Origin of the sequence: Pseudomonas sputi (assembly GCF_021603585.1) — a bacterium.
Lineage (GTDB): Bacteria > Pseudomonadota > Gammaproteobacteria > Pseudomonadales > Pseudomonadaceae > Aquipseudomonas > Aquipseudomonas sputi.
Window position 1 is genome coordinate 40,055 of the sequence record NZ_BQHI01000015.1, and the last position, 14,749, is coordinate 54,803.

At 60.2% G+C, this 14,749-nt stretch carries 14 protein-coding genes; 2 read left to right on the top strand and 12 right to left on the bottom strand.

Translation table 11 applies throughout. The annotated features are described in order from the left end of the window. Window positions 1–111 precede the first annotated feature (111 nt). The 6 genes from L6D81_RS19620 to galE all read right to left on the bottom strand — a co-directional run bounded on the left by L6D81_RS19620 (window position 112) and on the right by galE (window position 6,311). Window positions 112–2,190: a YjbH domain-containing protein gene (locus L6D81_RS19620; RefSeq protein WP_236181547.1), complete on the bottom strand. Its 2,079-nt coding sequence runs from the start codon at window positions 2,188–2,190 to the stop codon at window positions 112–114. Continuing rightward, window positions 2,187–2,951: a capsule biosynthesis GfcC family protein gene (locus L6D81_RS19625; RefSeq protein WP_373874320.1), complete on the bottom strand. Its 765-nt coding sequence runs from the start codon at window positions 2,949–2,951 to the stop codon at window positions 2,187–2,189. The genes L6D81_RS19620 and L6D81_RS19625 overlap by 4 nt, the downstream gene beginning before the upstream one ends. Further along, complete coding sequence (locus L6D81_RS19630; protein WP_236181548.1) at window positions 2,948–3,613, bottom strand: YjbF family lipoprotein; 666 nt, start codon at window positions 3,611–3,613, stop codon at window positions 2,948–2,950. Before L6D81_RS19630 ends, L6D81_RS19625 begins: the two co-directional genes overlap by 4 nt. Before the next feature lie 11 nt (window positions 3,614–3,624). Then, on the bottom strand, window positions 3,625–4,740 hold the full coding sequence (locus tag L6D81_RS19635) for a polysaccharide biosynthesis/export family protein (protein ID WP_309295823.1): 1,116 nt from the start codon (window positions 4,738–4,740) through the stop codon (window positions 3,625–3,627). Between the two features lie 90 nt (window positions 4,741–4,830). Then, window positions 4,831–5,067, bottom strand: a complete 237-nt coding sequence (locus L6D81_RS19640) for a hypothetical protein (protein ID WP_003226528.1) — start codon at window positions 5,065–5,067, stop codon at window positions 4,831–4,833. Window positions 5,068–5,294: 227 nt separating this feature from the next. Beyond that, on the bottom strand, window positions 5,295–6,311 hold the full coding sequence (gene galE / locus L6D81_RS19645) for a UDP-glucose 4-epimerase GalE (RefSeq protein ID WP_236181550.1): 1,017 nt from the start codon (window positions 6,309–6,311) through the stop codon (window positions 5,295–5,297). Window positions 6,312–6,690: 379 nt separating this feature from the next. On the opposite strand from galE, the gene galU reads away from it, so the two are divergent. Both galU and L6D81_RS19655 read left to right on the top strand, forming a co-directional pair. Then, window positions 6,691–7,524 carry a UTP--glucose-1-phosphate uridylyltransferase GalU gene (gene galU / locus L6D81_RS19650; protein WP_236181551.1) on the top strand — a complete coding sequence of 278 codons (834 nt, stop codon included), beginning with the start codon at window positions 6,691–6,693 and terminating at the stop codon, window positions 7,522–7,524. Window positions 7,525–7,570: 46 nt separating this feature from the next. Next, window positions 7,571–7,978 (top strand): phosphohexomutase domain-containing protein, encoded by a 408-nt coding sequence (locus tag L6D81_RS19655; protein ID WP_236181552.1) that lies wholly within the window; start codon window positions 7,571–7,573, stop codon window positions 7,976–7,978. Window positions 7,979–7,981: 3 nt separating this feature from the next. Here L6D81_RS19655 and L6D81_RS19660 read toward each other — a convergent pair whose 3' ends face one another. Genes L6D81_RS19660 through L6D81_RS19685 form a run of 6 tightly spaced genes read right to left on the bottom strand, consistent with a single transcriptional unit; the run spans window position 7,982 to window position 14,725 of the window. After that, on the bottom strand, window positions 7,982–9,130 hold the full coding sequence (locus tag L6D81_RS19660) for an SGNH/GDSL hydrolase family protein (protein ID WP_236181553.1): 1,149 nt from the start codon (window positions 9,128–9,130) through the stop codon (window positions 7,982–7,984). 12 nt (window positions 9,131–9,142) lie between these two features. Continuing rightward, on the bottom strand, window positions 9,143–10,186 hold the full coding sequence (locus L6D81_RS19665) for an acyltransferase family protein (RefSeq protein ID WP_236181554.1): 1,044 nt from the start codon (window positions 10,184–10,186) through the stop codon (window positions 9,143–9,145). Window positions 10,187–10,198: 12 nt separating this feature from the next. Then, entirely contained in the window at window positions 10,199–11,302 is a 1,104-nt protein-coding gene (locus L6D81_RS19670) for a hypothetical protein (RefSeq protein WP_236181555.1), read from the bottom strand. Further along, the gene (locus tag L6D81_RS19675) at window positions 11,293–12,525 is read right to left on the bottom strand and encodes an MATE family efflux transporter (RefSeq protein WP_236181556.1); all 1,233 of its coding nucleotides are present in this window, start codon (window positions 12,523–12,525) and stop codon (window positions 11,293–11,295) included. Before L6D81_RS19675 ends, L6D81_RS19670 begins: the two co-directional genes overlap by 10 nt. After that, on the bottom strand, window positions 12,522–13,634 hold the full coding sequence (locus L6D81_RS19680; RefSeq protein ID WP_236181557.1) for a polysaccharide pyruvyl transferase family protein: 1,113 nt from the start codon (window positions 13,632–13,634) through the stop codon (window positions 12,522–12,524). The genes L6D81_RS19675 and L6D81_RS19680 overlap by 4 nt, the downstream gene beginning before the upstream one ends. A gap of 14 nt (window positions 13,635–13,648) precedes the next feature. Next, window positions 13,649–14,725 (bottom strand): glycosyltransferase, encoded by a 1,077-nt coding sequence (locus L6D81_RS19685; RefSeq protein WP_236181558.1) that lies wholly within the window; start codon window positions 14,723–14,725, stop codon window positions 13,649–13,651. Window positions 14,726–14,749 lie beyond the last annotated feature (24 nt).

Here is a 14,749-nt window from a genome sequence, read left to right on the forward strand (position 1 = left end):
AGCGCCCAAGCGTTCAACAATGAGCTTGAACCTATCTACCTCACCACGAGATCACCACAAACCAAAACGGGAGCCATCAGGCTCCCGTTTTGACTGCCCACTCTCCCGAACCTACTCGGTAATCTTCCCGAAGTTGCGGTAGAACATGTCCCCTTCACGGCTGTCGGTCATGGAGTGCAGCTGGAAGCTGCGGTTGAGCCGCGCGCCACCGTCACGGGTCAGCGGCGCCCACACCAGGTTGGCGCGGCGCATGGTCGACATGCTCATCATTTCGTCGAACGGAATCGACAGGTACAGGCCCTTGTCGAAACTACCCTCGCCATACTCGGCGCTGCCGGCGGAGGTGATCGTCGCCCAGGCGCCAAAGCGCACGCCGTTGAAGAACTCGCGGGAGATGTCCACCGTGCCGCCAAAGTCGCCCGCCAGGTAACGCCCGACGCTGACCGCGGCCAGCGTGTCGAACGGCAGATCGGTATAGCCGGTGATGTGGCCGGTCCAGACCGAGTAATCACGCAGGCCGAACCCCTGGTCGAATTCACGCTGACGCACGTAGTTCAGGTCCGCACCGATCGACCAGCGCTTGCCGGTCGGACGAAACAGCACCTCGCCCCCGACCCCGGCGAACATCGATTCCAGATAACCGCCGTAAACCATGCCGTACAAATCCTTGTCCAGTTGCTCGGCGTGGCTGACCTGAAACAGCGGCATGGTGGTGTCCGACGTGGTCAGGTACTGACGCAAGTCGGTGCGCACACGCGGCAGGCCGCTGGGTGCGTCGTAGCTGAACTTGTCGAAGTTGTTGATCAGGTTCTGACTGAGCAAACCGTTCCACCAGGTGTTGCGGTTGAAGCGATACTCGGCGTCCAGGTCGGCAGTGAACTGATAGAGCAAGCCATCGGGACCGCCGACGTTCTGTTTGAAGCCCAGGCCGACGCCGTAATTGAAGTGCTGCGGCGCTTCGGTATAGAGGGTTTTCTCGTTGCGCGGCATCGCCGGATTGATCTCGGTGGTGCGGTGCAGCGATTGGAGCGGTTCCTCGTTGTTGATCACTTCGCGGAAGGTCTGGCGAGGCACGCTGGTTTCTTCCAGCGGCAGGTCGTAGCGCTTGTTGACCACGGTGAACCAGTCGATGTCGTCGTTGACGCTGTTGTCGAGAATCCGGCTCGCACGGCCAACCGCCTTGGGCGAATGGAAATAGCGCTGCTGCTCGCCGTACACGATCAGTTCGGAATCGCGCTGGGTGATGCGCTCGACCTTGTAGCCGGCGTTCTGCTGCAAGCGCCGGGATACGTCGGCCCAGTTGACCTCTTCCATCTTCGTGCTCGGAGCCTTCGCCGGCAGCGGTTCGGCCGGTGGGTCGAAGGTTTTGGCCGGGGCCTTGCGACTGACGAAATTGGTGTGGAACGTGATGCCAAACATCGCCGTGTTGCCGCGCTCCCAGGCCGCGCTCACATCGACGGAATCAGTCACCTTGAACACCGCACCGAGGTTGATCGGCGAGTCCTGTTTGATGATGTTGTCCTTGGGCTCGTGCTTGTAGTCGTTGCCTTCGTATTCGAGTTTCAGGCTGAGGCGATCCCAGGGTGTCTGGTAACTCACGCCACCGAAAAACGATGGCTTGCCGCGAAAGTACGAGCCGGCGTTGACGTCACCGGTGCCTTCCAGATCAGGGCGGGTGTTGAAGCGGTCACTGATCGAACCCAGCGGGTTGTCGACATCGCCGCGATTGCCGATGTAACCCCAGGCAATGCCGGCACTGAAATCAAAGTTGTCATAACGCTTGTTGGCCACGAAGAATTCACTGGCAAACAAACCGGTACCGCCGATGTCTCGAAAGCCCAGCGCCACTTCCGGCGCCCAGTGGCTTTCCTGCCACAGCCGGACCTTGGCGTCGACCGCCTTGTCCTTATAGCTCTGGCTGCCGCTCAGCGCTTCGGAACCGTACGGACGGTTGGTGATGGCGGTGTAGCGAAACGAACCTTCCAGCCAGTCGAGCGGCTGCAACGAAACGCTGTAGCGGCTGTACGGTTCGGTGCGGTTGGCGTTGACGCTCAACTCACCGGCGGGCGACATGCGCGCGGTCGGGGTCTGCAACAGACCGACGCCGCCGAAGTCATTCTGGGTAATGCGTGGCTCGGCATGCACCAGGCCACACGGCAATAACAACACAGCTGCAAAACGCAAATTCAACGAACCACCTCAGCCAACTGCGTGGCAATCAATTCGGCCAACTGCTGATTCAGTTCAGGGACAGGCGGATCCAGATCATCGTTTTTCACCGGCACCAGAATCTTGCTGCCGGCCACGGGTATCTGCCCGCTCTCGCGGTTCCAGTGGGCGATGCCGACCCGCCGCGATTCGCCGTTGGGCTGGATCAGCCACAGGTAATCGGCATCGGCGTCGGCCTCCAGCAACGTGCAGCCCTGCAGGTATTCGCGGGCCTCCTGCAACGGCTGATAAGGCAAGCGGCACGGCTCGGCGACGGCGCCCAGCACTTCGACTTCGTCGACCCGTTTCGGGTAGATCAGTTGATCGCCATCGTCGAGACGGATGTTGCGGGCGAAGCCGACTTCCACCGCCACCGGATCGAGATCGGCGATCTGCCGCCCGGTCACCGGCATCTGCCGGACCTGCTCGGCCAGACGCTGGGCCAGCGCCGCCCGACTCGGCTTGTCGAACAGCATGGCCATACGCCGCAGCACATCCAGATCGAACAGCACGCCGACCTTCAGTCGCGTCTGTTCTTCCAGCAGCGACTGGCGCAACAGGACGCCCGCCAGCCAGTAGCCTTCGGCATTCGGCACGGCCTCGCCGATCACATCGCGCAAGCGCCCGCCCGCCGGCAATTCGATCGGGCCCGGGTTGGCCACATCACCGCTGACGATCACCGCGGCCTCGCTGGCACCGGCAAGCAACATCAGGCACGCCGAGAGCGCTCTGAGCCGCTTCACGGGACATGCCTGCGGTCAGGGGTCAATTGCACGATCCTGACCCGCAACTGCGAGGTCAGTTGCTGTTCACTCTGCACAATGAAACCGTCCACCGGATCGACCCAGTAACGATTGGTCGCGCGCAGGCCGATGGCCGGCGCGTCAATCTGCTCATCGACACGCAGCACGGAGTATTCCTTGTCGAGAATGTCGAGGGTTTCCAGGGATTTTCGGGAGAAGCGGCTGTTGACGATGATCCCGACTTCCTGCCCCTTGTAGAGGTCGATCCAGCGGCGGCTGGTGTAACCGTCGGTGATGCGATGCAGGCCCTGTTTGAACGGCGAGTCATCGGACAGCCGCGTGCCGTCCAGATCACCCTCCACGCCCAGGCCGACAGTGCGCAGGGCCAGGCCGTCGCGCATCAGCAACACCTGCTTGCCGGAGGCGACCCAGAACTGCAGGTCCTCACGCTCGCGCACCAGCGCCAGCACCCCGGAGCCGGATGGCGTGGTCAGTTTGAGCTGGGGATACTTGACCCCGGCCACCTGCTCCGCCGACACATCGAGCTCATCCGGTCCGATGACCGACGCCTTGAGGTTGTTCAACGAAGCGCTCATCAGCGGATTGCAGCCACTCAACAACACGGCCGCCATCAGGCACACGCCCACTTTCAACGTTTTCACAGTCGGCGGCCTTATTTGCTGTTGTTACTGTATTCGCTCCAGTTCTTCGCAGCGGAAGCCCCGGTCCCGACAATCGATGCCGACGGCACCAACTGGCTGATCAGGCGGTTCCAGCGAGTCACGTTGGCAGGCCCGACATAGACCACGTCCTGGGGTCGCACTTCGAAGTGCGAAGCGAGCGCCATGGCGGTCGGCGACTCGGCTTCCAGTTGGTAGATTTTCGCCGGCTCCACGTCGAGGTTTTCGACCCCGCGAATCACGTACACGGCGTTGCCGTTGGAGGTGGTCTGGCTCAAGCCGCCGACCGAGCCGAGCACGTCGGACAGGTTCATGGTGGCGGTCTTGAAACTCAGCGCACGGGGCTGGTTGACCTCGCCCATCACGTAGATGCGCTTGTTGTCGTTGTACGGCAGATACAGCTGATCGCCCCCCTTGAGGTAGACGTTCTGCAATTCGGAATCCTGCTGATTGAGGGCGTCGAGATTGAGCGAATAGACCCGCCCGTTGCGCGTCAGCATCAGCCCGGACAGGTCGGCATTGTTGGTATCGACACCGGCCGAACCGAGGGCTTCGACCACGCTCAGCGGGTTGGTCGAAATCGCCTGGGGACCGGCCTTGGTCACGGCGCCCGAGACCACGACTTTCTGGCTGGCGAACCGCAGCACCGCGACATCCACTTGCGGCTCGGCAATGAACGCCGAGAGACGTTGCTCGATATCCGAACGCAGTTGCTGGATGGTTTTGCCGGCGGCCTGGACTTCCTTGATGTACGGGTAATACAGCGTGCCGTCGGAACGCACCAGACGACCGTTGGCGTCGATCTGCTGTTGCGCACCCGAGGGAGCGGTCAGCTCGGGGTGATCCCAGACCGTGATGTACAACACATCGTTGCTGCCGATGCGGTATTCGGCCGGGGTCGCCAACAACTCCGCCGGCACCGACTCACGCTTGTACGTGGCGCGGTTCATGGCGATTAGTTTGGGGGTGATCTGAATGAGCTCGACCCGGCTGCTTTCGCTGGCGCCCTGGCGGGTGATGCTACTGGTGCTCAGGTACTGGCCGGGGGAGAACATGCAACCTTGCAAAGCGATACTTGCCAACAATAAAAGAGAAAAACGACGGGTCATAATGGCACTACGCTATTCAAGGGCGAATCCAAAAACAAAGTCACCCGACTTTCGTCGGGCGACCCTGTACTGCACCAACAGAGACTTCAGTTAGTTGTGCGTGCCGGTTGTACCCGTGGTACCGGTGGTACCCGTTGTACCGCCGTTGGCACTTCCACCACTGTTGGACGCCGCGACAGCACTGGCGACCATGGCAGTACTGGCAGCGGGCGCTGTAGAAGCCGCAACACTGCCAGATACATTGGTCACTGCTGTAAGCGGCGCTTCAGCTGCGGATGCCCAGTTGCTCAACATCGTCAACAGGGCAATCGCCATCACTTTTTTCATATCAACTCCTTTCTAACATCGCACCTGAACATCGGGTGCTGGTTAGAGGTGGTAGAGTTCAAGTCGCAAAAAGCGCGAACATGATCCGTTGTTCTTTCACAGTCTTACCCAACTGATAAAAGTCGAACGGCAGGTTTATATCTACGGACTTGCAAAAGGCATTGCCAGTCTAATTTCCCGACGATATCTAACAACCTGACTGAAACTAACATTGCACTAAAACGCCATCATCCCTGATAACCCCGGGGATGATTCGATTGCCAGCGCCAGGTATCGGTGACCATGTCCTGCAAGTTGCGCGTGGCTTTCCAGCCGAGCTCTTTTGCCGCCTTGGAGGCGTCGGCCCAGCTCTCGGCAATGTCCCCGGACCGCCGTGGCATCACCCGGTAAGGCACCGGCTGCCCACAGGCCTGTTCGAAAGCCCGCAGCACCTGCAACACGCTGTAGCCGTCGCCGGTGCCGAGGTTCCAGGTATGAATGCCGGTGCGCCCGGCGATGGTTTGCAGGGCTTTCAGGTGCCCGTCCGCCAGGTCGACGACGTGGATGTAGTCACGCACGCCGGTGCCGTCGACGGTCGGGTAATCGTCGCCGAAGATCGACAATTCCTTGAGGCTGCCGACCGCCACCTGGCTGATGTAAGGCACCAGATTGTTGGGGATGCCGTTGGGGTCCTCGCCCATCATGCCGCTGTGATGGGCACCGATCGGGTTGAAGTAGCGCAGCAGCGCAATGCTCCAGCGCGGTTCGGACTGACACAGGTCGCGCAGCACGTTCTCGACGATCAGCTTGGACTGGCCGTAGGGATTGGTCGGAGTGCCGGTCGGGAAATCCTCGCGGATCGGCATCTGCTCAGGCTCGCCGTAGACCGTGGCGGACGAGCTGAACACCAGCCGGAACACCCCCGCCGCTGCCATCGCCTGGCACAGCGTGATGCTGCCGCTGACGTTGGTTTCGTAGTATTCGAGCGGCTTGCGCACGCTTTCACCCACGGCCTTTAGCCCGGCGAAATGCAGCACGGCATCAATGGCGTGCTGCTGGAAAATCCGGTCCAGCAAGGCCCGGTCACAGACATCCCCGCGAATCATCAGCGCACTTTTGCCGCAAATGGCTTCCACCGCGTGCAAGGCGGCGTCGCTGCTGTTGCAAAGATTATCCAGAACTACAACTTCATAACCTGCTTCAAGTAGTGCAAGTGTGGTGTGCGAGCCGATATAGCCGGCGCCACCCGTTACCAGAATCTTCATAGCGCGGTCCATAGTGGGAAAAGTGCCAACTCGCGTGTCAAGCGCTGTTTGTTTAATGTGTGTCTTGATTCACACAAACAGGGCGACAACAACCAGAAACAAAAACAGTTCAATCACTGGCTATAAATATTTTTACAAGCCAAACTGTATTGCCTGGTACTTATTAGCACTCCCGCGCAGTCATCACTATCAACAGATGCCGACTAAAAATAACCAATAACCGTTAACCCGACATCTCATAACATTGTCGTGTTTTACACTCATTGCTATTTGCCACTCATCTCCCGAGTCAGGTATTAAAGTACAGCTTCAATAACTTGCAACTTTTCGTTATTGCAATAAACGATGGCAGTGCGCCATGAATGACCAGGAAACTTTTATGATCCGTAAATGTTTGTTCCCCGCTGCCGGTTATGGCACGCGTTTCTTGCCGGCCACCAAAGCCATGCCCAAGGAAATGCTGCCGATCGTCAACAAACCGTTGATCGAATACGCCGTCGAAGAAGCACGGGATGCCGGCCTGCAACACATGGCCATCGTTACCGGACGGGGCAAGCGCGCACTGGAAGACCACTTCGACATCAGCTACGAACTCGAACACCAGATTCGCGGCACCGAGAAAGAGAAGTTCCTGGCCGGCACTCGCGAGTTGATCGACACCTGCACCTTCTCCTACACCCGTCAGGTGGAAATGAAAGGCCTGGGCCACGCGATTCTCAGCGGTCGTCCGCTGATCGGCGACGAGCCGTTCGCCGTGGTGCTGGCGGACGACCTGTGCCTGAACCTGGAAGGCGACGGCGTGCTCACGCAGATGATCGAGCTCTACAGGAAATTCCGCTGCTCGATCGTCGCCATCCAGGAAGTCCCGCGCGACCAGACCCACAAGTACGGCGTGATCGCTGGCGAGGCAATTTCCGAGGGCATCTACCGGGTCAACCACATGGTGGAAAAACCGGCCCCGCAAGACGCGCCGTCGAACCTGGCGATCATCGGTCGCTACATCCTCACGCCCGACATCTTCGACCTGATCGCCGACACCGAGCCAGGCAAGGGCGGCGAAATCCAGATCACCGACGCCCTGATGAAACAGGCGCAGAACGGTTGCGTGCTGGCCTACAAATTCAAGGGCCTGCGCTTCGACTGCGGCGACGCCGAGGGTTACCTGCAGGCGACCAACTTCTGCTACGAAAACGTTTACCTGAAGGGCCGCTGAGCGGCCCCACTGATCCATCGCAGCACGCACATCCAACGAGGCAACCATGAACATTGCACAACATTCCGCAGAGATTGAACGTGAGGTGGACAACCTCGGGGTGATGAGCTGGTTATCCCGCCATCAGCCATTGCCCAGCGCCAACGGCCCGTGGCTGGGCACCCTGCTGCTGGTCGATCGCATCGGCGTGTTTCCCTCCTCCGGGGACATACGCCGACCGATGCGCGATCCCTGGCCCCTGCTCGCCCACCTGAAACGGATCTACGGCGAACAGGCGCTGGAGGTCGATGACCGCGACGGCCTGAAGATGATTTTCAGCGACTGGCGATTTCGGGTGCGGATCTGCTGCAACGAACCGGTGATCATCGTCAACGTGGAAACCCGCTGCGTGACGCAGTTGATGCCGCAGAAAACCGCAGAGCTGCTGAGCCATCTGGATCTGTTCGACAACTGACCGCTACTTCGAGGTCTCGCCACACTGGTCCTGTGGCGAGACCTTTTGCTGTCCGCCCACGACCCAACGATAGAAGTAATCGGCAATCACCCGCCCGCCCGTGGCCGGTAGCGGATGAATCTTGTCCGGCCCGATCATGGCCGCGGCGTAGCCTTTGACGTCCGTGCCGAACGCGCATTGCAGATTGGCATAACCCAGATGCTGCTCACGGGCCCAGGGCTCGATGACCTGCGCATAAGCCGACATCGGATACGCGCTGGAGCGGGTGGTGTCCTGACGCAGGATCAGGTTGATGCTCGCCGCCGGTTGAATCTCGCGGAGCATGCCGACCAGCCCCTGAACGTTATTCAGATACTGCTCGGGCTTCACGCCAAAACCCTGGTCGTTGCCACCGAGCATGATCAGGTAAATGTCGGCGGGAATCTTCGACACCACGGTTTTCCACTGCGCCTGCCAGCGCGCATCGTCGTGGTAGAAATCTGCGGACGCTGCGCCGGACGCGGCCAGTTTCGATACCCGAACGCCGTTCTGATCGTTGCTCAGCCACAGGCCGAACAGCGTCGGCGCGCCCTTCAGCACTTCCAGTCTGAAGGCCCAATCGGTCGCTGCCGATGTGCCGGACAGCGGAACTTCCTGAACGCCCTCGCCCGCGAGTTTCAACGGCTGCCAGTCGGCGGAGGGCGACCAGCGATAACGCAACTCACTGGACTCACCGTTGCCGAGGTAGAGCAGTTTCGCCTGAGTGACCTCGGTGTTGATGGCAGGCGTCGGGCTGGCCTCGACTTGCAGCCAGGCGCCGGGCCGGCCGGTGACCGTGCGGCTGTCGGGGCTGGCCTGCCCGAGGCCGGACACCTGCCAGTCGCCGCCGAAGTATTTCTCGCTGCTGCGGGTGTACTTGAAGTGCGTGCCGCCCAGCGCTGCGCCGTGGTTGAAGCCGACATAACCCGGCCCGGCAAACCCGACTTCACCGGCCACCCGCTGCACCAGTCTGTTCAGGTAGAAATCCTGCCCGGCGCTGTAACTGTCGCCGATCACCGAGATCGACAACACCTTGCCGACCTTGCCCTCGCGCCACTGGCCAAACCGTTCGCGAGCGTCACCGATTTGCACCACCGACGCCGCCACCGGCGGCACATCATCAACAGCCAACATCAATCGCTTCCTTCATCGGGTCTGCGCCACCGGGGCAATGGTCGCCGCCGGCTTCTTTTTCGTCACCGCACGTTCGCCGAGAAACAGCACGGAGGTGAAGTTGAACCGGCTGAAAATCATCGACAACAACACCGGCCCGAGCAAGCCACACGTCACGCCGCAGAACACCAGCACGCTTTCGTCTTTCACACCCAGGCGGCCGAGAATCGAACGCGACGTGGCGGCGAACAACACGTGAAAGAGGAAAATCGCATAGGAATAACCGCCAAGCCAGGTCAACGCCTTCGAACGCATGTCACTCGACAGCAAGGCGATGCACGACACACAGCCCACCGTCAGGCCGATCAGGCTGCGGCGGTCGACGATCAACTCGCGATCCACCGCCGCCACGTACAGCAGCGTCAGCGAGATCAGCACAAACACCAGCGGGCCGATCACCTTGAACGTCTGCTTCAGCTCGCTGACTTTTTCCTGGCCGATCATGCCCGCCACGAAGAACGGCAGCAGATAAATCGCCCCGTTGATGCCGAACGCATCCACGGGAAACGGCGGCAACAGGAACACCGCCGCCGCGAACGCGAACAGCAGATACAGGCGCGTCGGTGTACGCAACAAACCGCGCCACTCCAGCAGGCCGACGAACATGAAAATGATGAACACCGCCTGCAGAAACCAGAAGTGGTTGATCGGCACATAAAACGACAACAGCGCATCCATCACGCTGACATCCTTGTTCACCCCCGGCCCCACCGCCTGCAACAGCGAGAACGGCACCCCCACACAAAACAGCGGCACGATCAGGCGCCGCACCTTGCCACTGAAGAACGCGGAAAAGTCATTGCCGCGAATCTTGTAGAGGGAATAGATGTAGCCGGAGATGAAGGTGAACAGCGGCATGCGCACGTACACCATCGAATCGGCGATCACCCGGAACGGCGAGCCGATGTCGATTTTCAAACCACCGCCCAACGGCCCGATCACGTGATAAAGCACCAGCAACAGGCACGCCAGGCCACGCAGGGTTTCGATCTCCAGGGACTTTTTCTTGCTCGACATAAAGCACCTGCCTCAATTCAGAATTCTTGATTCAACCTTCACCGGTTTGTTCGCCCGAAGCATCAATCCCAGGCCCACGAACAGCACCGGCACCACCATCGAAAAGTGTCGGGCGAACGAGCCGAAGTCCGGTTCGAACAGGCCTTGAACCAGCAGGAACGCCAGCGGAATCGCGATCAGTTCCTTGGGTTTGGTCTGGATTGGCGCGCCCTTGTAATCGGTCGAGGTGATGACTTTGAACAGCAGCAGCGCGGTCATGATCATCAATGCCACGAAGATCACCTGACCCGGCCCGGACAGCAGGATCAGCTCAACAGGGAACGACAACCGGAAGAAAATGATCATCGAATCCAGGGCCTGCGAAACGAAGTCGCTGCCGCTGAGCCACGAGACGATCAGCGATTTGGAACCCTCCTCGCCCGCCGTGCGCAGCTCGTTGTTGCTGGCGCGAATCGACGACACCGGAAAGCCCAACGCCAACTGGATCGCCATGGCAACCGCGAGATAGAACAGGAACAGCATCAGGAAGAAGGTCATGCGTGAGACGTATTTTTTCATCACGCAGACGCCGACCCAGGACAGCGAAAACAGAATCCAGTAGGGCCGGATCAGCACGCCATAGATCACCGCCGACAGAAAAAATCCGCCGCGATATTTGCGCGTCAGCGAGCTGAACAGAATGCTCAGCACCGCCACCGACACGATGATTTCCTTGGTCAGGTTTTCCAGGAAAAACGAACGCACGATGCCCCACAGGCACAGGGTGCCGAAGATGGTCAGCGGCATGCGCCGGAACACCACCACGGGAATCGCGGTGAGGAAAAAGTTGCAGAACATCCCATAGGCCCAGGCGTTGGTCAGGTTGATCCCGGTGGGCCGCAGCAGGAATGCCGAACACTCGTAGGATGAGCGATCCGGCGAGAACGGGTTCCAGAAATTACAGTTGTCGGCCCGGGCATAGGACGACCACAGGGTCATCGCATCCGGGCCCGGATCGCGCGGCACCAGCAGCGGCATGGCCACCGACAGAAACAGCCCGGTGAACAGGATCAGGAACGACAGCGACGAATCGAGTCGGCGGCCACGAAACTCGATGCACGGCAACTTCAGACCCATGACACGACAGCCTTTTTCGCCCGCGTGGCGCGAGTCAGCAGTGCGATCACGGCGAGCTGCACGATGATCGCGAAGACGTTGCCCCAGGCCGCGCCGTAGATCGACCAGTGCTTGATCAGCAGGTAACTGACCGGCACTGAAACCAGCAGACAAATGGCCGCGCTGGCGAGGGACACTCGACTGTTTTTCGACGCGATCAAGCCGCCCCAGACGATGTCGCCAATGGCACGCAGGGCGAAGGAGAAAATCAGCACCAAGAGGATGCCGTTGTCCGGGCGCGGAACGCTGGTGGCGACATAATCGAGCACCACGTTGAAGAACAGATAAATGCCCACCGCGACCACCGCCGAAACCGCCAGCGAACGCGCGACCCATTTGTTCACGAACAACTGCCTGACCGTGAACGGTTGCTGATCGGCCTGATACCGCTTGGCGAGCAGCGGAATGCCGACCACCGCCACCACCGCGTAGGACAGCGCCTGCAAGGTATTGGCCGCCGACCACGCGTACACGTATTTACCGAGGCTGGCGTAGGGTTCAAGGTCGATGATCAGAAAGCGCTCGGCGTATTGACTCAGTGCGATCAGGCCGGTGCCCAGGTAAAACGGCAACCCGGCTTTCCACACAGCGGCGGTGGCCAGCGTCCCCTCTTCCCGCCCGCGATGAACCTTCACCACGATCAGGTAACCGGCGACGATCACCAGCCCGTTGGCGATGACCCACAGCCACAACACGCTGGCGATTCCCGAGACCCAGCCGAGCGCCATCCCGCCCACGGCCAGCAGCGCCCAAAGTCCGGTCTTGATGAAAAACAGCAGCGCCCCCGCCGTGGCTTTCTGGGCGGAAAACACGAACGAGTTGATCTCGAACGACAGGTGCTCGGTGAGCAGCACCAGCGTCACGCAGGCAATCAACGCGGTAGTCGCTTCCACCGACTGGAACAGTGAATAAATCACCACCGTCAGCACCGACAACGCCAAGCCCACGGCCAGGTACAGCAACAGCACCTTGTCGACGACCCGGCGCGAACTGCCGCCCACGCTGATCAGCCGGTTGATCTCGGAACTGAAACCGACGCTGTAGAACTTCGACGCGATCAACGATGCCGCGCCCACCACGCCGTAAAAACCCAGCGCCTCGTAACCGAGGTAATGGGTGATGGCGAGCACCAGCAAGAACTTCGCGCCCAGTGCCCCGCCGCGCAGCAACAGCCGGAATATCATCGAATGACGCCCTTGATGATGTCGTCCATGGCCACGGTTTTCGCCTCGATCTCGCGGCAGGTGTCGGTCAGGCGCTTGCCGAAATTCGACAGCGCGTCAGGCGCGTAAACCGTGTCGATGATGGTGTCGACATTGATGTCACCGCCGTTGATGACCCAGTCCTCGACGCCCATGTCCTGATAGGCGCCGAAGCCTTTGCGTTCATAGCTGATGTGATACGCCGGCACCCCCGAGAGCAGCGATTCGATCGCGCCGTGCAGGCGTACGGAAATCACCAGGTCCGGTTGGTATTTGGCCAGCGTGGCCTTCAATGGCAACAGGTCTTCGGTGATGCCCAGTTCGCGATAGAACGCGCCGTCATCGTTACCGCGCACGGCGCTCTGTACGGCGCAAACCACTTTGCTTTTGTTCTTCAAGCGCTGCAGCAGCACCTTCAGGTTGGCCACGTAGGCCAGCTTCTTTTCCTTGCTCCAGGCCGGCGGCTTGCGCAGCACCACGCACACCGTGGCCGGCGTCGAGGCGCAGCGGGTGAACTTGGGTTGCTGGAGGATCTTGCCGGCCAGGGCCTGCACCGCGAGGTCCGGCGCGCGGTAGACATTTTCACAGGCATCGAACAATGCCGAGGAGCGGTTATCGCGCACGAACACCGCATCGGCGCTGGCGTAGTGGCCGACGATCTTGTCGCTGTCGCCGTGGAACGGCCCGATGCTTTGCGGCAGGTACACCGACGGCACTTTGCTGAGGATCGCGGTTTCCAGTTGCTTGGCGTGGCCGAGCTTCAGCTTGATGTGCTCGAAGGCACTTTTCGAGCGCATGTAGCCGCCGCCGACGCCGACGATCAGATCGGTTTTCTTCAGCAGATCCGCCAACCCCGCGTAGGACTGATTGAGAAACACCGCCTGCTTGACCCGGCCAAAACCCTTGGCCGCCATCACTGGCGCCTCGAAACGCGGGTGCGGCAGGTACTTGAAAGAGTCCGGATCGGAAGCCACCACACTGATCGCGGTGTCTTCGCCAAAGTTGCGCTGCACCAAAGCAATGGCCAGATCGACCAGCAGACCATCACCGGAGTTGGAGGCACTGTAGCCATGCAAAATCGTTACGTTCATGAGCGGAGTTCTACTTAATAAGAGGGAGCGGAATACACGTCGTAGGTCTGGCGGATCATCAACGCGGCGCTGAAACGCTCGCGAACGATGCGCCGGCCTTCGATGCCGAGCGCCGACAACGCAGGCTTCTGGATTTTCTTCAGCCGATCGGCCAGCGCCTGGTGGTCACCGGCGGGGAACACGTAACCGGACACGCCATGGGTGACCAGTTCGGGCAACGACGTGCAGTCGCTGGCAATCACCGGCAGGCCCAGCGCCATGCCTTCCAGCGGCACCATGGCAAAGCCTTCCCAGCGACTGGGGACGATCAGCGCATCGGCTTTCTGATACAGCGCGTGCACCTCGGTTGGCGTCACCCAGGGCAGGTACTCCACCCCGTCCAGCGGCGGACACTCGACGACGTCCTCGTTCACCGCACTGCCCACCACCGTCAGTTTCAGGTCACTGCGCTTTGCTTCGCTGTAGGCCTTGAGCAATACGTCGAAGCCTTTCTGGTAGTCGAGGCGACCGACGAACAGCAGATGAATGGGTGCCGGATCAACCACCTTGCGTTCTTCATGCTTGTGATCGATGCCGTTGTAGATCAGCGTCATGCGCTGGCGCTCGATGCCAAATTTCGCCGCCTTGTCCAGTTCGAACTGGCTGACGCAAATGATTTTGTCCGTGACCTTCTGCAGCACCCGTTCGATCCACGCATAGACTTTCTGCTTGATCGGCGAGCTTTCCATCAGGAACGAAAACGCATGCGGGCAGTAGACGATTTTCGGCTTGCGCCACGGCCGCAGGAGCACGCACACGCAACGGCCGATCACCCCGGAAAAAGTGCTGTGCAAATGCACCACGTCGGGTTTTTCCTTGAGCAGCACCCGCGCCAGTTGCCAGGCAAAACGCAGCAGCGACGGCACATTCCGTCCGCTTCGGGCGAAGGTGCGAATCTGTTGTTCATCGATGCCGTGCAGCTCGTTCTTTTGGTCTAGCGGGACCAGATACACCAGCTCATAGCGCCCGTCTTCGGGAGCCGCCGAAATTGTGCGGATGACCGTCGCCACCCCACCTTTGATCGTTTCCGCCACGTGCAGTATTTTTTTCACAACCCACCCACTTTCATGCCTGTA